The 19,602-nt window shown below is 72.0% G+C and carries 20 protein-coding genes; 16 read left to right on the top strand and 4 right to left on the bottom strand.

Annotated features, from left to right (window positions below; translation table 11 throughout):
* Positions 1–4: 4 nt before the first annotated feature.
* The 9 genes from RLT59_RS31345 (at position 5) to RLT59_RS31385 (ending at position 8,326) form a co-directional block, all read left to right on the top strand.
* Positions 5–1,123, top strand: coding sequence for a ParA family protein (locus RLT59_RS31345; protein WP_123468964.1), 1,119 nt, complete (start codon positions 5–7; stop codon positions 1,121–1,123).
* A complete protein-coding gene (locus RLT59_RS31350; protein WP_311307919.1) occupies positions 1,120–1,716 on the top strand; it encodes a hypothetical protein in 597 nt (198 codons plus the stop codon). The genes RLT59_RS31345 and RLT59_RS31350 overlap by 4 nt, the downstream gene beginning before the upstream one ends.
* 79 nt (positions 1,717–1,795) lie before the next feature.
* A complete protein-coding gene (locus RLT59_RS31355) occupies positions 1,796–2,863 on the top strand; it encodes a segregation and condensation protein A (protein WP_311306518.1) in 1,068 nt (355 codons plus the stop codon).
* Positions 2,860–3,507 carry an SMC-Scp complex subunit ScpB gene (gene scpB / locus RLT59_RS31360; protein ID WP_311306519.1) on the top strand — a complete coding sequence of 216 codons (648 nt, stop codon included), beginning with the start codon at positions 2,860–2,862 and terminating at the stop codon, positions 3,505–3,507. Before RLT59_RS31355 ends, scpB begins: the two co-directional genes overlap by 4 nt.
* Complete coding sequence (locus RLT59_RS31365; RefSeq protein ID WP_311306520.1) at positions 3,507–4,718, top strand: pseudouridine synthase; 1,212 nt, start codon at positions 3,507–3,509, stop codon at positions 4,716–4,718. Before scpB ends, RLT59_RS31365 begins: the two co-directional genes overlap by 1 nt.
* Positions 4,719–4,846: 128 nt before the next feature.
* A complete protein-coding gene (gene pnuC / locus RLT59_RS31370) occupies positions 4,847–5,500 on the top strand; it encodes a nicotinamide riboside transporter PnuC (protein ID WP_311306521.1) in 654 nt (217 codons plus the stop codon).
* Positions 5,497–6,576, top strand: a complete 1,080-nt coding sequence (locus tag RLT59_RS31375) for an AAA family ATPase (protein ID WP_311306523.1) — start codon at positions 5,497–5,499, stop codon at positions 6,574–6,576. Before pnuC ends, RLT59_RS31375 begins: the two co-directional genes overlap by 4 nt.
* Complete coding sequence (locus RLT59_RS31380) at positions 6,573–7,307, top strand: NUDIX hydrolase (protein ID WP_311306525.1); 735 nt, start codon at positions 6,573–6,575, stop codon at positions 7,305–7,307. Before RLT59_RS31375 ends, RLT59_RS31380 begins: the two co-directional genes overlap by 4 nt.
* Positions 7,304–8,326, top strand: coding sequence for an ADP-ribosylglycohydrolase family protein (locus tag RLT59_RS31385; protein ID WP_311306526.1), 1,023 nt, complete (start codon positions 7,304–7,306; stop codon positions 8,324–8,326). Before RLT59_RS31380 ends, RLT59_RS31385 begins: the two co-directional genes overlap by 4 nt.
* A 99-nt stretch (positions 8,327–8,425) precedes the next feature.
* Here the strand turns inward: RLT59_RS31385 and RLT59_RS31390 are convergent, their stop codons facing one another.
* Positions 8,426–9,136 carry a nucleotidyltransferase domain-containing protein gene (locus RLT59_RS31390; RefSeq protein ID WP_311306527.1) on the bottom strand — a complete coding sequence of 237 codons (711 nt, stop codon included), beginning with the start codon at positions 9,134–9,136 and terminating at the stop codon, positions 8,426–8,428.
* A 176-nt stretch (positions 9,137–9,312) separates the two neighbouring features.
* On the opposite strand from RLT59_RS31390, the gene aroH reads away from it, so the two are divergent.
* The 5 genes from aroH to der all read left to right on the top strand — a co-directional run bounded on the left by aroH (position 9,313) and on the right by der (position 13,827).
* Complete coding sequence (aroH, locus tag RLT59_RS31395; RefSeq protein ID WP_311306528.1) at positions 9,313–9,675, top strand: chorismate mutase; 363 nt, start codon at positions 9,313–9,315, stop codon at positions 9,673–9,675.
* The gene (locus RLT59_RS31400; protein ID WP_311306529.1) at positions 9,672–10,757 is read left to right on the top strand and encodes a prephenate dehydrogenase; all 1,086 of its coding nucleotides are present in this window, start codon (positions 9,672–9,674) and stop codon (positions 10,755–10,757) included. The genes aroH and RLT59_RS31400 overlap by 4 nt, the downstream gene beginning before the upstream one ends.
* Before the next feature lie 115 nt (positions 10,758–10,872).
* Complete coding sequence (gene cmk / locus RLT59_RS31405) at positions 10,873–11,589, top strand: (d)CMP kinase (protein WP_311306530.1); 717 nt, start codon at positions 10,873–10,875, stop codon at positions 11,587–11,589.
* A complete protein-coding gene (locus tag RLT59_RS31410) occupies positions 11,586–12,293 on the top strand; it encodes a lysophospholipid acyltransferase family protein (RefSeq protein WP_311306531.1) in 708 nt (235 codons plus the stop codon). Before cmk ends, RLT59_RS31410 begins: the two co-directional genes overlap by 4 nt.
* A 64-nt stretch (positions 12,294–12,357) precedes the next feature.
* Complete coding sequence (gene der, locus RLT59_RS31415) at positions 12,358–13,827, top strand: ribosome biogenesis GTPase Der (protein ID WP_311306532.1); 1,470 nt, start codon at positions 12,358–12,360, stop codon at positions 13,825–13,827.
* Positions 13,828–13,944: 117 nt separating this feature from the next.
* Here the strand turns inward: der and RLT59_RS31420 are convergent, their stop codons facing one another.
* Both RLT59_RS31420 and RLT59_RS31425 read right to left on the bottom strand, forming a co-directional pair.
* Entirely contained in the window at positions 13,945–14,298 is a 354-nt protein-coding gene (locus RLT59_RS31420; protein ID WP_311306533.1) for a hypothetical protein, read from the bottom strand.
* 137 nt (positions 14,299–14,435) lie between these two features.
* A complete protein-coding gene (locus tag RLT59_RS31425) occupies positions 14,436–15,224 on the bottom strand; it encodes a DUF8842 C-terminal domain-containing protein (RefSeq protein WP_311306534.1) in 789 nt (262 codons plus the stop codon).
* Positions 15,225–15,883: 659 nt separating this feature from the next.
* Between RLT59_RS31425 and RLT59_RS31430 the strand changes: the two genes are divergently transcribed.
* Positions 15,884–16,099: an I78 family peptidase inhibitor gene (locus RLT59_RS31430; RefSeq protein WP_311306535.1), complete on the top strand. Its 216-nt coding sequence runs from the start codon at positions 15,884–15,886 to the stop codon at positions 16,097–16,099.
* Positions 16,100–16,227: 128 nt separating this feature from the next.
* On the opposite strand, the gene RLT59_RS31435 is transcribed toward RLT59_RS31430, so the two are convergent.
* The gene (locus RLT59_RS31435) at positions 16,228–17,277 is read right to left on the bottom strand and encodes a phosphatase PAP2 family protein (RefSeq protein WP_311306536.1); all 1,050 of its coding nucleotides are present in this window, start codon (positions 17,275–17,277) and stop codon (positions 16,228–16,230) included.
* A 532-nt stretch (positions 17,278–17,809) separates the two neighbouring features.
* Here RLT59_RS31435 and RLT59_RS31440 point away from each other — a divergent pair.
* Positions 17,810–19,537 carry an MFS transporter gene (locus RLT59_RS31440; RefSeq protein ID WP_311306537.1) on the top strand — a complete coding sequence of 576 codons (1,728 nt, stop codon included), beginning with the start codon at positions 17,810–17,812 and terminating at the stop codon, positions 19,535–19,537.
* Positions 19,538–19,602: the final 65 nt, after the last annotated feature.

The raw sequence follows: 19,602 nt of genomic DNA on the forward strand, positions 1-19,602 counted from the left end.
AGGGATGCCTGCACGGGGCCAGAGCCCGAACGGGCTGGAGGCTGTCGGCTCCGTCGCTGTCCGCACCTTCGCCACACACCAGCACATGACGACAGCCCCCCAGATGATGGACGGCCTACACGTGAACGCCATGGCCGGCAACGAGAGTGGCCGGGACACCGCCCACTTCGCCGACTTCGACGAGGCGCCCCAGGGGCGCTTCTACGACCCCGACGCCGAGTACGAGCCCGATCCGGAGTACGCGGCCACTCTCGCGCCCGACGCCGCCCGGCAGCGCCGCGAGCGAGTCGGCCCGACCGGCCGGCCCTTGCCGTACTTCCCGATCCCCGGCCCGCTGACCGATCACGGCCCCGCCAAGATCATCGCGATGTGCAACCAGAAGGGCGGCGTCGGCAAGACCACGTCGACCATCAACCTGGGTGCCGCGCTCGCGGAGTACGGGCGGCGGGTCCTGCTCGTCGACTTCGACCCGCAGGGAGCCCTGTCGGTCGGTCTCGGCGTGAACCCGATGGAGCTCGACCTCACCGTCTACAACCTGCTCATGGAGCGGGGCATGGCGGCCGACGAGGTCCTCCTGAAGACCGCCGTGCCCAACATGGACCTGCTGCCGAGCAACATCGACCTGTCGGCCGCCGAGGTCCAGCTGGTCAGCGAGGTGGCCCGGGAATCCACCCTGCAGCGCGCCCTGAAGCCGCTGATGGCCGACTACGACTACATCGTGATCGACTGCCAGCCCTCGCTCGGCCTGCTCACCGTGAACGCCCTGACCGCCGCGCACAAGGTGATAGTGCCGCTTGAGTGCGAGTTCTTCGCGCTGCGAGGGGTGGCGCTGCTCACCGAGACCATCGAGAAGGTCCAGGAGCGGCTCAACCCGGAACTGGAGCTCGACGGCATCCTCGCCACCATGTACGACTCCCGTACGGTGCACAGCCGCGAGGTCCTCGCGCGCGTCGTCGAGGCCTTCGACGATCACGTCTACCACACGGTCATCGGGCGTACGGTCCGCTTCCCGGAGACCACGGTCGCCGGCGAGCCCATCACCACGTACGCCTCCAACTCGGTCGGTGCCGCCGCCTATCGCCAGCTCGCCAGGGAGGTGCTCGCCCGGTGTCACGCCGAGTGAGTCTGCCGGGGGCCGACGAACTGTTCCGCACCACCGGGGGGATGGGGCTGCAGTCCTCGTCCCCCGCGGAACGACGGCGCAAGGCGAACGGCGGGGCCCCCCGGGTGCCCGCACCGGCCGGCGGCGAGAGCGACCCCGGGGCCGACGCCCCGGCTACGGGCGCAGAGGCCCCGGCCGCCCCCTCCGGCCAGGAGGAGCACTCTGCGGCCAGGTCCGACGCGGGCGATTCGCGCAGCCGGAGCGGTGAGAGCGACCGGATGGCGGTGGCCGCACAGGCCGGGCGCCGTCCGCAGCCGCCGTCCTCGCAGGAGCCGGTTCCGGCGCCCGTGGTCCAGCAGCAGCGCAGACGCGGCGGCGGGCGCGGCGCGAACCGGCGGCCCAGCGGCCGGGAGCGCCACGACGAGAAGATCACGGTCTACGTCTCCGCCGAGGAGCTGATGGACCTCGAACACGCGAGGCTGGTGCTGCGCGGCGAGCACGGGCTGGCCATCGACCGGGGCAGGATCGTCCGTGAGGCGGTCGCCGTCGTCCTGGCCGACCTGGAGTCCCGGGGCGACGCGAGCATCCTCGTACGGCGGCTGCGCGGCCGCTGACGGGCCCGGCGCCGGTAGCCTGCCCCGGAGGGCGGGCCGCCGTCCGCCCGCCCCGTGTCCCGCCGCACCCTGGATCCCGATGCCCTCACCCGACGAGCCCGCCCGCACCTCCCGCCGCCCACTGGGCCGCGGGCCGGGCGGCGGGCCCGTACCGGTGCCTGCCCCCGAACCGGTGCCTGTTCCCGTACCGGAACCCGAACCGGTTTTCGTACCGGACCCCGATCCCGTACCGGACCCCGGACCCGCGCCCGTTCCCGTACCGGAACCTGCACCGGACCCCGATCCCGTACCGGACCAGGACCCCGCGCCCGCGCCCGTCCCGGAGGCCGACGACGGTCGGTTCACCGTGCGGCTGGCGAACTTCGAGGGGCCGTTCGATCTGCTGCTGCAGCTCATCTCCAAGCACAAGCTGGACGTGACCGAGGTGGCCCTGTCCAAGGTCACCGACGAGTTCATGGTCCACATCCGGGCCATGGGGCCGGACTGGGACCTGGACCAGACCACCGAGTTCCTCGTCGTCGCGGCGACCCTCCTGGACCTCAAGGCGGCCCGGCTGCTGCCCGCCGCGGAGGTGGAGGACGAAGGGGACCTGGCGCTGCTGGAGGCCAGGGACCTGCTCTTCGCGAGGCTGCTGCAGTACCGCGCCTACAAGCGCATCGCGGAGATCTTCAGCGAGCGGCTCGAATCGGAGGGCCGCCGCTTCCCCCGTACCGTCGGACTGGAACCGCACCACGCCGAGCTGCTGCCCGACGTGGTGATCAGCATCGGGGCCGAGGGCTTCGCGAAGCTGGCCGTGAAGGCGATGCAGCCCAGGCCCCGGCCCCAGGTCTACGTCGACCACATCCACGCCCCGCTGGTCAGCGTGCGGGAGCAGGCCGGGATCGTGATGGCCCGGCTGCGGGAGGCGGGGGAGATGAGCTTCCGGGAACTGGCCGGGGACGCCCCGGACACGCTCACCGTCGTCGCCCGGTTCCTGGCGCTGCTGGAGCTCTACCGGGAGAAGGCCGTCGCCCTGGACCAGGACGAGGCGCTGGGGGAGCTGATGGTGCGCTGGGCCGGGGAGCAGGGGGCCGAGCCGGTCGTCACGGACGAGTTCGACCAGGAGGCACCGGACATGCGGGACGAGCGGCAGGACGTGAAGGCATGAGTGAGCAGGACGTCACCGGACCGGCCGTCGCGGGCCTCGGTCTGAAGCCCGCCCTGGAGGCCGTGCTGATGGTCGTCGACGAGCCCGCCACCGAGGAGCACCTGGCCAAGGTGCTGGAGCGGCCCCGGCGGGCCGTCGCGGACGCGCTGCGGGAGCTGGCCGACGAGTACACCGCCCAGCGCCGCGGTTTCGACCTGAGGCTGGTCGCGGGAGGCTGGCGGTTCTATACCCGCCCGGAGTACGCGGCGGCGGTCGAGGGCTTCGTCCTGGACGGCCAGCACGCCCGTCTCACCCAGGCGGCGCTGGAGACCCTCGCGGTCGTCGCGTACCGGCAGCCGGTGAGCCGTTCCAGGGTCTCCGCGGTGCGCGGCGTGAACTGTGACGGGGTCATGCGGACCCTGCTCCAGAGGGGCCTGGTCGAGGAAGCGGGCGCGGAACCCGAAACAGGTGCGATCCTGTACAGGACGACGAACTACTTTCTGGAGCGAATGGGCCTGCGTGGCCTGGACGAGCTCCCGGAGCTCGCGCCCTTCCTACCGGAGGCGGACGCGATCGAGGCTGAGACGCTAGAGGGTGTGCCGTCGTTCGATCCGGACGCACCGGACACCCCGGATACTCACGCAGACGACAAGACGGAATTTTGATGCGAAGCAGTGGCAGGAACAGCGGAAGCGGCAGCGGCGGCGGCAGGAGCGGCGGCGCCGCGGGCGGCGGCAGGAGTGCCGGCGGAGCCAGGAGCGGCGGCGGCAGGAGCGGCGGCAGCGGCGGCCGGAACAACATCGGCACCGGCCGGAACACCAACCCGAACCCGCGGGTCTCCGGCTCCGAGCGCGACGACAAGCAGGAGCAGCGCCCCCGCCGGCCCCGCCCCGAGGAGCGCCGCTACGACGTGGGCAACGACAAGCCGGGCGGCGACGGCGGCACCCGCAAGGGCCGCGGCGCCTCGGCCCGCGGTGGCGCCAAGGGTGGCCCGAAGGCGGCTTCCGGCGGCTCGAAGAGCACCGGCAGGCGCGCCCCGTACGGCGCCCCCGCGCGCCCGCGCGAGCTCGACGCCAAGATCGAGCAGCGCAACCGCGACCGGTACGCGAACAAGCCCGAGATCAAGACGCCGAAGACCCACCCGGGCGCCGAGCAGGAGGGCGAGCGGCTGCAGAAGATCCTCGCCAGGGCCGGCATGGGCTCACGCCGGGCCTGCGAGGAGCTCATCGAGCAGTCCCGCGTCGAGGTGAACGGCGAGATCGTCGTCGAGCAGGGCATGCGCGTCGACGTGCACAAGGACGAGATCAAGGTCGACGGCCTGACGGTCGCCACCCAGTCGCATCTGTTCTTCGCGCTGAACAAGCCGGCCGGTGTCGTCTCCTCCATGGAGGACCCGGACGGGCGCCAGTGCCTCGGCGACTACGTCACCAACCGTGAGACGCGGCTCTTCCACGTCGGCCGGCTGGACACCGAGACCGAGGGCATCATCATGCTCACCAACCACGGCGAGCTGGCCCACCGTCTCACCCACCCCAAGTACGGCGTGAAGAAGACCTACCTGGCCGCCATCCAGGGCCCGCTCCCGCGTGACCTGGGCAAGCGGCTCAAGGACGGCATCCAGCTGGAGGACGGTTACGCACGCGCCGACCACTTCCGCGTCGTCGAGAACACCGGCAAGAACTACCTGGTCGAGGTGACCCTCCACGAGGGCCGTAAGCACATCGTCCGCCGGATGCTGGCCGAGGCCGGCTTCCCGGTCGAGCGGCTGGTGCGGACGTCGTTCGGCCCGATCCCGCTGGGCGACCAGAAGTCGGGCTGGCTGCGCCGGCTCACCAACACCGAAGTGGGCATGCTGATGCGCGAGGTCGGTCTGTAGACCTCGGCTCCACCGCGTAAGGCCCGCGGCCGGTTCCCGGATTCCGAATTTCGGACAGGAACCGGCCGCGGGCCTTTTGCTACCTGCGTTCGACCTTTATAGTCAGAATGACTATTAAGGAGATGGGTGTGAGTCTCGCGGACGTCCTCGATCCCCTGCGGCAGCCCCTGGTGACGGTCCTGGGCACCCCGGTCAGCTGGACCGAGGTGCTGGGCTTCGGCAGCGGGGCGCTGTGCGTCTGGCTCGTGGCCCGCCAGCACCTCGCCAACTGGCCGGTCGGCATCGCCAACAACGTCTTCTTCGTCCTGCTGTTCGCCCAGTCCGGCCTGTACGCCGACGCCGGGCTCCAGTTCGTCTTCATCGCCCTTGCCGCGTACGGCTGGTGGACCTGGACCCACGGGGGTGGATCAGGGACGGACAGCCTGCCGGTGCGGAGCACCACCCGCGCCGAATGGGCCCTGCTGCTCGCGGCGGGGGTGGTGGGGACCTTCGCGCTGACCGTCCTGCTGGACCGGGCCACCGACTCCACGGTGCCCTTCTGGGACGCCCTGACGACGGCGCTGTCGCTGGCGGCGACGTACGGGCAGTGCCGGAAGCTCGTCGAGTCGTGGTGGCTGTGGATCGCCGCCGACGTGGTGTACATCCCGCTCTACGCGTACAAGGAGCTCTACCTCACCTCGCTGCTGTACGTCGGCTTCCTGACGCTGTGCCTGCTCGGCCTGCGCAACTGGCGGCGCGCTCTCACCGTCCGGCAGCGGGAGTTCACGGAGGTCCCGGCATGAAACGCTTCGCGCACGGCCTGGTGCTCGGCAAGTTCTACCCGCCGCACGCCGGCCACCACCATCTCGTCCGCACCGCGCAGGACCGCTGCGAGCGGGTGACCGTGCTGGTCTGCGCCGCCTCGGTGGAATCCGTCCCGCTCGCGGACCGGGTCGCCTGGATGCGCGAGGTGCACCCGGACGTGACGGTGGTCGGCGCCGTCGACGACACCCGGATGGATCTCCACGACCCGGCGGTCTGGGACGCCCACATGGCGGTCTTCACCGCGGCCGTGCCCGAGCGGGTGGACGCCGTGTTCACCTCGGAGTCGTACGGGGACGAGCTCGCCCGCCGCTTCGGCGCGGAACCCGTCGCCGTCGACCCGGACCGCACGGTCTTCCCGGTCTCCGGCACCGCCCTGCGCGCGGACCCGGCGGGCTACTGGGACTTCCTCGAACCGCCGGTCCGGGCCGCGCTGGCCCGCCGGGTCGTCGTCCTGGGCGCCGAGTCCACCGGCACCACCACCCTGGCCCGCGCACTGGCCGCCCAGTACCGCAGGCGCGGCGGCGTCTGGGCGCTCACCGGGTACGTCGCCGAGTACGGGCGCGAGTTCAGCGAACAGAAGCCGGCCGCGCTGCGCGCCCGCCGGCCCCGCGCCCAGTGGGAGGACGTCACCTTCACGACCGACGACTTCCCGCTGATAGCCGAGGCCCAGAACGCCCGGGAGGAGGCGGCCGCCCGCACCGGATCCCCGGTGCTCGTCTGCGACACCGACTCCTTCGCCACCACCGTCTGGCACGAGCGGTACGTCGGCGGCCGCAACCCGCTCGTCGAGCGCACGGCCGACCGGGCAGCCCATCACCTGTGGCTGCTGACCGACCACGAGGGCGTCGCCTTCGAGGACGACGGGCTGCGCGACGGCGAGGAGCTGCGGCCCTGGATGACCGACCGTTTCCGATCCGAACTCACCCGGACAGGAAGGAACTTCATCGAAGTCACCGGAAGCCGCCAGCAGCGCCTGGCCACAGCCGTCGAGGCGGTCGACGCCCTGCTGGCCAGGGGCTGGCACTTCGCCGACCCCCTTCCGGAGCGGCGATGAGCGGCGCCGCACCCGAGGGCTACGACCCGCACGCCTTCGAACCGTTCGCCGTCACCGTGGACCTGGCCGTCTTCACGGTCCGCGAGACCCGGCTGCACGTCCTGCTCGTCGAGCGGGGCGAGGACCCGTACAAGGGCCGGTGGGCGCTGCCCGGCGGCTTCGTCCTGCCCCGCGAGTCCGCCGAGGACGCGGCCCGCCGGGAGCTGGCGGAGGAGACCGGGCTGAGCCAGGACACCGTCTCGGCCCTCCACCTGGAACAGCTCGCGACGTACAGCGACCCGGACCGCGATCCGAGGATGCGGGTGGTCTCCGTCGCCTACGCCGCGCTCGTACCCGACCTGCCCGAACCGCGCGGCGGCGGCGACGCGGCCAGCGCCGGATGGTGGGACGCCGGAGAGCTCGGCGCGCTCGCCTTCGACCACGACCGCATCCTCGCCGACGCACAGATCAGGATCGGCGCCAAACTCGAATACACCTGCCTGGCCACCGCGTTCTGCCCGCCCGAATTCACCCTGGGAGAGCTCCAGCAGGTGTACGAGACGGTCTGGGGCGTCGAGCTGGACCGGCCCAACTTCAGGCGCAAGATCCTCACCACGCCCGGCTTCGTCCAGGCGGCACAGGGCTCACCGCGCCGTACCGGCGGACGGGGAAAACCGGCCGCCCTCTACCGGGCGGGCGCCGCGACCGCCCTGCACCCCCCACTGCTGCGACCGGAAGGAAGAAGCACGTGATCGTGACCAGGACCATCACCAAACAGGCCGCCACCGGCGCGCTGACCGGGCTCGCGCTCGGCGACGCGCTGGGCTTCCCGACCGAGTTCAACAACGTCCCCTCGATCCTCGCCAAGTGCGGGCCGTGGCGCCAGATGAGGCTGCCGAAGCCCGCGGTCGTCAGCGACGACACCCAGATGACCCTGGCTCTCGGCCGCGGCATCCGTACCGCCATGGACCGCGGACTGCTCACCCCGCTGCGCCTCGCGCGCCCGGTGCGCGAGGAGTTCGTCGACTGGTACCACTCGCCCGACAACAACCGCGCCCCCGGCCGCACCTGCATGACCGCCTGCCGGATGCTCGACAGCGACCGCGTCTGGCAGGAGGCCAGCCAGACCGGCTCCAAGGGCTGCGGCGCCAACATGCGGGTCGGCCCCATCGGACTCGTACCCGGGCTGAGCGACGAACAGCGCGCCGGCTCCGCCCAGCTGCAGGCGGCCCTCACCCACGGACACCCCACCGCACTCGCCGCATCCGACCTGATGGCCCGCGCGGTCTACCTCCTGGCGCAGGGCGCGGACCCGGTGGGACTGATCGGGCAGCTGCGCAGCTACGCGTACGAGAACAGCGGCACCTACCTCACCCGCTGGCTCGGGGACCTCTGGCGCTACGCCGGGGACTCCTCGCCCGAGCTCTACATCCAGCGGGGCTGGGAGGAGTGCCTCACCGCACTGGAGCGCGTCCAGGACGCGCTGCGCGACCCCTCCCCGGAGACCGACCCCTGCGAGGCGACCGGCGACGGCTGGATAGCAGAGGAAGCCCTGGCCACGGCCCTGCACTGCTTCCTGCTCTTCCCCGACGAACCCCTCACCGCCCTGCGTCGCGCCGCCTGCACCCGGGGCGACTCGGACTCGCTCGGCTGCCTGACCGGCGCGCTCGCCGGGGCGCACCTGGGCTCCGGTGCCTGGCCCAAGGAGTGGTCGGAGCGGATCGAGTACCGGAGCGACCTGCTGTCCCTGGGGGCGCTCTGGGACTCCTGAGCCATGCGTACGGACATGAAGCGTCTCAAGGAAGCCGGGCTGCCGGTCGATGCGGACCTGCGGGGGTTCCACATCCGGCCCGAGCGGTTCTTCGCACCGTCAGCCGGCTGAGCCGTCACCGGCCGACGCCGACGCCCGCCGGGTGCGGATCAGGAAGTCCTCGATCCGTGCACGGTCCGGCTCGGCCGGCAGCGGGGAGGCGGCGGCCGCCGCGTCGTTCTCCTCGGCCAGCCCGTTCATGCGCCGCTCCACCTCCGGCCACGGCACCTCGCCCCGCTTGACGGCGAGCAGCCCGTCGCGGGCCGCGCCCACGCCGATCGTGAGCTCTCCCGTACGCAGCAGGTCCCGGCCGCTCGTCAGCAGCCGCAGCAGATGCATGGCGTGCTTCCAGCGCGGCGCCCCGTACTGCCGTACGTCCGCCTCCAGCTTCCTGCGCTGGCCCATCGCGTAACGGACGAAGGTCAGGTGCGCCCGCCGGGAGAGAAAGGCGCCGCGCAGCGTGAGGAGTTCGCGGCCGGTGGCGTCGGTGTGTTCGACCAAGGGCGAGTGCAGGCACTCCAGCACATTGGGGTCGGCCCGCAGCGCCAGTTCGCAGAAGCGTTCCAGCTCCCAGGAGAACTGCTCGTCGGCCGGTCCATCGACATGGGCGGGCGGCTTGTCGAACCGCCAGAACAGCGGGGTCGGCGCGAGGTAGACCCCCCGCCGGTCGGTGTCGCTGTCCTCCGTGGCCAGCCCGAAGGCGCGCGAGCCCATCACACAGGAGTAGACGGTGTGGTCGCGCACCAGCGCCTCGCCGGACGGAGTGATCATGCGGGGAGGGTACGCGAGAGCCCGGCGCCGCCGCCCGGGGATTCGGCGCCGCCGACGCGTCTCACGGACAGGGCGGCCCGGCGCGGGACCCCGTCGGCCCCCTACGCTGAAACAGCCGGAACACGGGCAACGGACACAGGCAGTACGAAGTCGTACGGACAAGCGAGGAGCACGACGTGGCGGTACGAGCGGTCCGAGGAGCCGTCCAGCTGGAGCGGGACGAGGCCGGGCACATGGGCGAGCAGGTCGGCGCTCTCCTGACAGCCGTCCTGGAGCGCAACAGCCTCGTCCCGGACGACCTCATCAGTATCTGGTTCACGGCCACCACCGACCTGCACAGCGACTTCCCGGCCGCCGCGGCGCGCTCCATCGGTATCGTCGACGTACCGCTGATCTGCGCCCAGGAGCTGGACATCGAGGGGGCGATGCCCCGGGTGGTCCGGATCCTCGTCCACATCGAGACCTATCTCCCCAAGTCCGAGATCGCCCACGTCTACCTCGGCGCCACCGCCGCCCTGCGCAAGGACATCGCCCAGTGAGAAACGCCGTTGTCATCGGAACAGGCCTCGTCGGCACCTCCGCGGCCCTCGCCCTCGCCGGCCGGGGCATCACGGTGTACCTCGTCGACCACGACCCGGAGTCGGCCCGGACGGCGGCCGCGCTCGGCGCCGGCACCGACGAGGCGCCGGACGGCCCGGTCGACCTGGCGATCGTCGCCGTACCGCCGGCCCACACCGCGGCCGTGCTCGCCACCGCCATGCGCGAGGGCGTCGCCCGCGGCTACCTCGACGTGGCCAGCGTCAAGGGCGGCCCGCGCCGCGAGCTGGAGGCACTCGGCCTCGACCTCGCCCCGTACATCGGCACGCACCCGATGGCCGGCAAGGAGCGCTCCGGCCCGCTCGCCGGTACCGCGGACCTCTTCGAGGGCCGCCCCTGGGTCCTCACGCCGACCCGCGACACCGACACCGAGGTCCTCAACCTCGCCCTGGAGCTGGTCGCGCTCTGCCGGGCCGTGCCGGTCGTCATGGACGCCGACGCCCACGACCGGGCCGTCGCGCTCGTCTCCCACACCCCGCAGCTGATCTCCTCGATGGTCGCCGCCCGGCTGGAGGAGGCCGACGAGACCGCGGTACGCCTGTGCGGGCAGGGCATCCGGGACGTCACCAGGATCGCCGCTTCCGATCCCCGGATGTGGGTGGACATCCTCTCCGCCAACCCCGGACCGGTCGCCGACGTCCTCGCCGGGGTCGCCGCCGACCTGGACGAGACCGTCACCGCGCTGCGCGGCCTGCAGTCCGCCGACGAGGACAAGCGCCGCGCGGGCACCGAGGGCATCCAGGACGTGCTGCGCCGGGGCAACGCCGGCCGGGTCAGGGTGCCCGGCAAGCACGGCGCGGCCCCCGCCTCCTACGAGGTCGTGGCCGTCCTGATCAGCGACCGGCCGGGCGAGCTGGCCGGGATCTTCGCGGACGCCGGCCGGGCCGGGGTCAACGTCGAGGACGTACGCATCGAGCACGCCACCGGCCAGCAGGCGGGCCTCGTGCAGCTCATGGTCGAGCCGAGCGCCGCCCCCGGCCTCAGCGCCGCCCTGCGCGAGCGCGGCTGGTCGATCCGCCAGTAGCCCAAGGGCCGGGAGGCGGTTGTCCACAGGGGTGGTCGGGCCCGCGCCGACACTCGGTAACCTTGTGCGGGGCGGGTTCGCGCGTCCCGTCCCGCCCACCCCGTGTACCAGGAAGGTGTCCACCACCGTGGAAACCGTAAGCGCCGCCGCCCGGACCGCCCCGGCCGCAGTGATCGTCGCCATCGACGGGCCCTCCGGCACCGGCAAGTCCAGCACGTCCAAGGCCGTCGCCGCCCAGCTCGGCCTGAGCTATCTGGACACCGGTGCCCAGTACCGGGCGATCACCTGGTGGATGCTGAACAACGGCATCGACGTGCACGACGCGCTGGAGGTGGCCACCGCGGCCGCCAAGCCCGTCATCGTCTCCGGCACCGACCCGGCCGCCCCCACGATCACCGTCGACGGCGAGGACGCCTCCGGCCCGATCCGCACCCAGGAGGTCACCTCCAAGGTCAGCGCCGTCAGCGCCGTCCCCGAGGTGCGCACCCTGATCACCGAGCTGCAGCGCACCATCGCCCGGGGCGCGGAGAAGGGCATCGTGGTCGAGGGCCGGGACATCGGCACGACCGTGCTGCCCGACGCCGACATCAAGATCTTCCTGACCGCTTCGCCGGAGGCGCGCGCCGCCCGCCGCAGCGGAGAGGTGCAGGGCTCCGATCTCGCCGCCACCAAGGAGGCGCTGATCAAGCGGGACGCCGCCGACTCCGGCCGTAAGACGTCTCCCCTCGCCAAGGCGGCCGACGCCGTGGAGGTGGACACCACAGAACTGACCCTCAAGCAGGTCATCGAGTGCGTCGTCACCCTCGTCGGGGAGAAGCAGGCGGCGAAGTGAGCCCAGCCGCGGGCGCGCCCACGCTGCGCGGAGCGGCGGTCGGGCGCTCCATCGGGATCGGGCTGATGTACGGGCTGTTCAGGCCCCGTGTGCTCGGCGCGTGGCGGGTCCCCGCCTCGGGACCCGTCATACTCGCGGTGAACCATTCGCACAACGTCGACGGTCCGATGCTGATGGGCACCGCGCCCAGGCCCGTCCACTTCCTGATCAAGAAAGAGGCGTTCGTCGGCCCCCTGGACCCGTTCCTGCGCGGAATCGGTCAGCTGAAGGTGGACCGTACGACCGCCGACCGCACCGCCATCACCCACGCCCTCGGCGTGCTGGGGGACGGCGGAGTGCTCGGGATCTTCCCCGAGGGCACCCGGGGTGAGGGAGACTTCGCCTCGCTGCGCGCCGGACTCGCGTACTTCGCGGTACGCAGCGGGGCGCCGATCGTGCCCGTGGCCGTACTGGGAAGCACGGAACGCCGCGGACGGTTGATATCAGCGCTGCCGCCGCTGCGCAGCCGCGTCGATGTCGTCTTCGGCGAGGCATTCGACGCACAAGAGGGCGTGCGAAGCTCGTATACGGGTGGCGGTGGGCGACGGGTGGGCAGCAGCGGGCGGCGGACGCGCAAGGCGCTGGACGAGGCGACCGTGCGGATCCAGGGCCGGCTGACCGGCCACCTGGAGCAGGCCAGGCGCCTCACCGGGCGCACTGGGTAAGACTTGAGTAGTGGACCGCGTGCTGCGTGGTCCATCGATGATGATGCAAAGAGGAACGGACTTCATGAACGACCAGATTCACTCCGGCGGCTCGGACCACGAGCACGGAGCGCTTGGCGATGCCGAGTACGCGGAGTTCATGGAGCTCGCCGCGCAGGAGGGGTTCGACCCGGAGGACGTCGAGGGCGCGATCGGTGAGGCCGGTCACGGACCGCTTCCCGTGCTCGCCGTCGTCGGCCGCCCCAACGTCGGCAAGTCGACGCTGGTGAACCGGATCATCGGCCGCCGTGAGGCCGTCGTCCAGGACAAGCCCGGCGTCACCCGTGACCGTGTCAGCTACGAGGCCGAATGGGCGGGCCGCCGCTTCAAGGTCGTCGACACCGGCGGCTGGGAGCAGGACGTGCTGGGGCTCGACGCCTCCGTCGCCGCCCAGGCCGAGTACGCCATCGAGACGGCCGACGCGGTCGTCTTCGTGGTCGACTCCACCGTCGGCGCCACCGACACCGACGAGGCCGTCGTCAAGCTGCTGCGCCGGGCCAAGAAGCCCGTCGTGCTCTGCGCCAACAAGGTCGACGGACAGAGCGGTGAGGCGGACGCCACCGCGCTCTGGTCGCTCGGCCTCGGCCAGCCGCACCCGGTCTCCTCGCTGCACGGCCGAGGCACCGGCGACATGCTGGACGCCGTCCTGGAGGCGCTTCCCGAGGCCCCGGCCCAGTCGTTCGGCACCGCGGTCGGCGGGCCGCGCCGCATCGCGCTGATCGGCCGCCCGAACGTCGGCAAGTCCTCGCTGCTGAACAAGGTGGCCAACGAGGACCGGGTCGTCGTCAACGAACTGGCCGGCACCACCCGTGACCCGGTCGACGAGCTGATCACGCTCGGCGGCATCACCTGGAAGTTCATCGACACGGCCGGCATCCGGCGCCGGGTCCACCTCCAGGAGGGCGCGGACTACTACGCCTCGCTGCGTACCGCCGCCGCCGTGGAGAAGGCAGAGGTCGCCGTGATCCTGATCGACTCCAGCGAATCGATCAGCGTCCAGGACCAGCGCATCGTGACCATGGCCGTCGAGGCCGGGCGTGCGATCGTGGTGGCCTTCAACAAGTGGGACACCCTCGACGAGGAGCGCCGCTACTACCTGGAGCGCGAGATCGAGACGGAGCTCGCGCAGGTCGCGTGGGCCCCGCGGGTCAACGTCTCCGCGCTCACCGGCCGCCACATGGAGAAGCTGGTCCCGGCGATCGAGACCGCGCTGGACGGCTGGGAGACCCGCGTTCCGACGGGCCGGCTGAACGCGTTCCTCGGCGAGATCGTCGCCTCGCACCCGCACCCGATCCGAGGCGGCAAGCAGCCCCGTATCCTCTTCGGCACCCAGGCGGGCACCAAGCCGCCGCGCTTCGTGCTCTTCGCCTCGGGCTTCCTTGAGCACGGCTACCGGCGCTTCGTCGAGCGCCGGCTGCGTGAGGAGTTCGGCTTCGAGGGCACCCCGATCCACATCTCGGTGCGGGTCCGCGAGAAGCGCGGCCGCAACAAGTAGCCGACGGGCGGGCGGCACGGCCCCGGCGCGAGAGCGCCCCGGCCGCGCCGCCGAGCCCGGACACGACTGAGCCCCGGACCACTCGGAGAACGAGTGGTCCGGGGCTCAGTCGTGTCGTCAGGCCCCTCGGGAGCCCGGTGGCAGCGCGGCCTGTACCCGCCCCGCGTGCCGCCCCACGCGTTGCCAGGAGCCCAGGCTCCCGGTGTGCGTACCGGGGCTGCCGCTGCCGCTGCCGTGCCCGGCGGCAGAGCCCGTGCCACCGGACGTGCCGCCCGCGCCGCCGTGCCCCGAGTGGCCGCTCAGCGGGGCGCGGGAGCCGAAGAACCCGCTGCCGAAACTCGGGAGCCCCAGGCTCTCCTCCCCGGTCCGGTCACCCGGCAACGCCCTGAACGACCGGCGGTACTCGGAGTACAGCGCGTCGTAGATAGGGGTGCGGGACGGGCCACCCGATGGGTCCTGCGCGGGACGCATGGCAGGGATCGGGCTCGGACGCTGGTGGGAGGGGTCGTATGAGTGCACGTATGTGCCAACGACCTCACCGCCCGTGAGATGCGGGCGCGCCGGAGAAATAGCTGTTCGCCCCGGGGCCCCGGAGTGCCCGGACACGGTCAGGTACCGGCCAGCGGCATCGCCGCGGCGACCAGGATGCCGCCCGCAGAGGCCTTCTCCAGGGCGTCGCGCAGCAGGTCCTCGCGGGGCTGCTGGCCGATCGAGCCGGCCGGGGCCGCGTAGACGAGCACGGTCTGCGACTTGTTGGCCGCGGTCCGCCAGCCCTCGGTCACCTGGAGCGGCGCGTGCGCCTGCCACCAGGCCACCGGGGCGCCGCCGCCGGCGCCCGGCTGGAGCACCGCGTGCAGCTGGCCCATGGCGAGCAGGATCGACCAGCCGTGCAGTACCTCGGGGACCTGACCCATCCGCTGGACCGGGTGGAAACCCTGCTCCAGCAGCAGTTGCAGGAACTCGTCGCCGCCGCTGCCGTCCGTGTGGGGCCGGGCGATCGCCCCGGTCGGCTCGACGACCAGGGCCGGGTGGAGTTCGTCGTCGATCAGGACGAGGCCGCTGGTGATCCCCAGCACGGCCTGCTCGGGGCCCGGGTTCGGCCCGTCCTGGGCCTCCTGCTCGCTCCCGGTGATGCTGCGCACGGCGCCCTGCAGCTGTTCCTCGGCCACCTGGACGACCTGGGAGGGGATGCAGGTCGCGTGGGCGAAGGCGAGGACCGCCGTCTCGTCACCGACGAACAGCACCGTGCTGGTGCGTTCCTGCTCGGAGTCGCCGGGGGTGCGGCAGGAGGTGCAGTCGTAACTGCCGGGGGCGTTGTCGCCGACGAGCAGCCGGTCGGCTTCGGCGTCGCCGATCTCGGCGCGTACGTCCTCGCTGACGTCGAGCATGCGCGGCACGGGTGGCTCCTCGAACTCGGTACGTGCGCCGGGCGGTTCCCGGCTCATGAAGAAGACAACGGGTGAGTCGCCGCCGGGGTCACGCGAGAAAGCGAACGGAATCGAACCGGGGAGCCGGCCGGCCGTTGATACGCCGACAAGTCGGGAAATCCTGGCGCTCGATCGCGGCCGTGCCCCGGACCTGACGGTGCCGGGGGCCTACGGGAACCCGGCCCGTGCCGCCCCCGCGTGCCGGTGGCCGGAGCGGCCGCGTGGAGGTCGGAAAGCGGGGTGATTCGGGCCGCCGGCTATACGTCCGGAACCGTGCTGCCGGACCCGGTGCGATGGTGTGGATATTGTGAGCATGAGATAAGGGTGCGATAAGGAAGGATGAATTCCTGACGGGCCTCTCGCTTACGGGAGGATATTCAGGAGGGAAATCGACGACGTCCGGCAACGGAAATCCAGCCCGTTTCTCCTTCCTCTCCGCTGATCGTTTTCCGGCCTGTGTGATTACTGTGCGTCCAGTTCCGAATCGCGCGATCGGGTGACGGAGTACGGCGGGAACGTGTGTGGTGATCCTGTGACACAAGCGTGACCGGTGAGGGACGTGAGGATGCACTGCGACCGGCCGGCGCCCCGGCTTCCGCCACGGTCCCCGGCCGCCTACGGTGAGAGGCATGGCACCCATACCGACCCCTTCCGCCCAGCCCGACGACACACCCGGCGCGTATGTCGGCCTCGGCGCCGAGACCGCCGAACGCAGGGCCCGGGAGCGCGGCTGGACCACGGTCAGAGCCCTGCCGCCGGGCACCGTCATCACCATGGAGTTCCTGGGCGGCCGCATCAACTTCGAGGTCGACGAGGGCGTCGTGAAGCGCTGCTGGGTCGGCTGAGCCCCTTCTGCGGCCCCCTGCGGACCGGTGCGGGTCCGTACACATGGCTGAAGGCCCCGACCGGAGTCGGGGCCTTCAGCCATGTCCGGGCCTTCACCCGTGCGGGGGAGTCCGTCCGCGCGTACCGCTCAGCCGCCCGCCACCGGCCGGGCCGGGGCCGTGCCGCCGCGCGGTGTGCGGTCCGCGTGCGGCGGTCGGCGGCTGCCCGCCGGGGTGACCGGGGTGCGCTCCGAGCGGGCCGGGTGGCCCGGGTGTGCGGGGGGTGTGGTGTGGGCGCGCGGGCGGCTGCCGGTGGCCGTGGTGACCACCGCCACCGCCGCCGGACGGCTGCCCGTGGCGAGCGGCGGGCGGACCTGGTCCTGTGCCGCCGTCTCCGCCGCGGCCGGCTGTCCGGCCGGAACCGGCTGGGGGTCGCCCGCCGGTACGGGCGGGGCAGGTACGAGCCTGCTGCGGGCGCTGAGCCTTTCCCGGGCCGCGAAGATCCAGTTCTCCGCCCGGGTGATCATCGGCTCGCACCACGGCAGGCCGAGCAGGATCAGCAGACCGGCCGCCCAGCCGAGCACCACGTCGCTGAGCCAGTGCGTACCGAGGTAGACGGTTGTCAGGCCGACCCCGAGCGACACGACCGCGGACATCGCGGAGAGATAGCGCCTGGCCCTCGGAGTGGCGGCCAGATAGGCGAGGATTCCCCAGGTCACGACCGCGTTGGCGGTGTGCCCGGACGGGAATATATCGCCGCCGGCGAAGAGCTCGGCCGATCCGATCTGGGTCGCGTAGTGCGGGCCGAGCCGGCCGAGGCCGTACTTGACCGCTCCCACCGTCGCGTTGAGCAGCAGCAGTGAGGCGCCCAGCGTCAGCAGGGGGCGCAGGGTGTGCTGCCGCCAGGACCGCCAGCCGAGCCAGCAGGCGACCATGACAGCGGTGGGGCCGCGCTGACCGAGTACGACGTAGTAGTCGAGGAAGGCATGGATCTGGGGCCACTGCTGGTAGGGCCGGAAGAGCATGACCTTCCAGTCCAGGGTCACCAGCCAGGACGACATGAGCACGGCAATGACGATGGCGAGATAGAACGCCAACGTCCCGCCGAAGAGAGCGATGCGGTGACGGCTCATCCGCGGTGTCTCTATCTTCGGCGGTTCCGGCTCCCGGTCCAGGCGGGCGAAGATGTCGGTACGCACCCAATCGACGTTACAGCGAGTGAGTGGGTGACCTGGTCGATCCGGCCGCTTTGTGATGACGATGTGATGTGGACTATGTCTCGGTGCGGTCGGATTTCCTGACCCTCCGGAGAATCCTGGATTCCTTCTGTTCTGCTACTTCGGCACTCGCGCCGGAGGGGTTTTTGGATATTGACGTAAAAGCGCACGGGATATCGAAGCGTATTTACCGGGAGCACCGGAGAAGCGGAACGGACGGTATCGGTCCGGTTACTCGACGCCTTCGTCGGTCGTCCGCAAGCGCTCCACGAGGCCGTCGGGCAGCCGGTCCGCGCAGGTCGGGACGGGTCTCCCGACGGGCCGGTGAGGCCGCGGGGAGTGGCGTACACCACAGTCGAGGGCGGTTGGCGGTATGAGATGGGCCACATGTAGCCCTGCCGAACTCGCGTACGCTGACGCATCACTCGCCCGTCGATGCCGGGCCCGGAGGGACAGCGGACGCTGAATCCCCGGGGGCCTGCCGAGCGCGAGGGACCTTCTGGGAGGTAGATGCATGTCCGGGACGACCGCAGCCCGAGCCCGCCTGCGCGCAGCCGCCGACGGTGCCAACCGATGGGTCGTCCTGGTCGTCCTCTGTCTCAGTCTGCTGCTCGTGGCGCTCGACGCGACGGTGCTGCATGTCGCCGTCCCGGCCGTCACCGAGGACCTGCGGCCCAGCGCCGTCGGCCTGCTGTGGATCGTGGACGCGTATCCGCTGGTCTGCGCCTCGCTGCTGATCCTCTTCGGCACCCTCGGGGACCGGGTCGGACGGCGGCGCGTCCTCCTGCTCGGCTACGCCCTCTTCGGGGTCGCCTCCGCCGTCGCGGCGATGGCCGACAGCGCGGGCGTACTCATCGCGGCGCGGGCCCTGCTCGGCGTCGGCGGCGCGATGATCATGCCGGCCACCCTGTCGATCCTCCGCCAGGTCTTCCCCGACCGGCGCGAGCGGGCCGTGGCGATCGGCGTGTGGTCCGCGGTCGCCGCGGTCGGCGCCGCCACCGGACCGGTCATCGGCGGCTTCCTCGTCGAGCACTTCTGGTGGGGATCGGTCTTCCTGATCAACATCCCGCTGATGGCGCTGCTCCTCCCGGTCGGCCGGCTGCTGCTCCCGGAGTCCCGGGGCAGCGACGACGGCCCCTGGGACGTGCTCGGCGCCCTGATGGCCGCGGCCGGTGTGCTCGGAGTGGTGCTGGGCGTCAAGCGGGCGGGCACCGGCGAGGGTCTCCTCGGACCGGCCACGCTCGCCCCCCTGCTGATCGGGGCCGTGCTGCTGGTCGCGTTCGTCCGCCGCCAGAAGCGGCGCACGCACCCGCTGATCGACATGGGGATGTTCGCCAGGCCGGCCTTCTCCACCGCGGTGGGCTGCATCGTCGTCGCCATGCTGGCCCTGGTCGGCCTGGAGCTCATCGCCGTCCAGTACCTCCAGCTCGTCCTGGGGCTCAGCCCGCTGGAGACGGGACTGCGGCTGCTGCCGCTCACCTTCGCCGCGATGGCGGCGGGCGCCACTGGTTCGTACACCCTGCGCCGGGTCGGACCCCGCCGGATGGTCGGCCTGGGCTTCGTGCTGACCGCCGCCGCGGTGCTGATGCTGACCGTGATGGGACAGCACGACCGGCCCGGACTGCTCACGGTGTCCTTCGTCGTCCTCGGCTTCGGCCTCCAGTCCACGCTCTTCGGCGCGTACGAGTCGATGCTCAGCGAGGCCCCCGCGGACCGGGCCGGCGGGGCGGCCGCGATCGGCGAGACCTCGTACCAGCTGGGCGCGGGCATGGGGATCGCGCTGCTCGGCAGCGTCATGAACGCCGCGTACACCCCGGGCCTCGCGCGGCTCCCCGAAGCGGGCGTCCCCGCCTCCGCCGGTGCCGCCGCCTCCCACTCGCTCGGTGAGGCCTACCAGGTGGCTGCGCGGCTGGGGGGCCCGCTCGGCGGGGTACTGCGCTCCACGGCCCGGCACGCCTTCATCCACGGGCTGCACATCACGCTCCTGGTCAGCGCCGCCCTGCTGCTGCTCGGCGCCCTCGCCGCGCTCAGGCTGCCCCGGGTGATGGAGTGCCCGCCGCCGCTGTGCGAGCCCGGCGAAGCCCCGGACGGCCGCCGGGCCGCCGAACCCCGGGAAGCCGGGGATTCCCGCGGTCACCGGAGCCACGAAGCGCCGGCTGCGGACCGGCCGGGGGCCCTGCTCCCGCTGCCCGGCGCGCGGCGGGCAGCGGAGGCGACCGGCTCTGGACGCACGGCACGCTGAGCCGTAACGTCGGCACGACGCCCGTAACTAACACCGCTAGTTTCCGGTGCCGGGCCGTAACGTCG

The organism is Streptomyces sp. ITFR-6 (assembly GCF_031844725.1).
GTDB lineage: Bacteria > Actinomycetota > Actinomycetes > Streptomycetales > Streptomycetaceae > Streptomyces.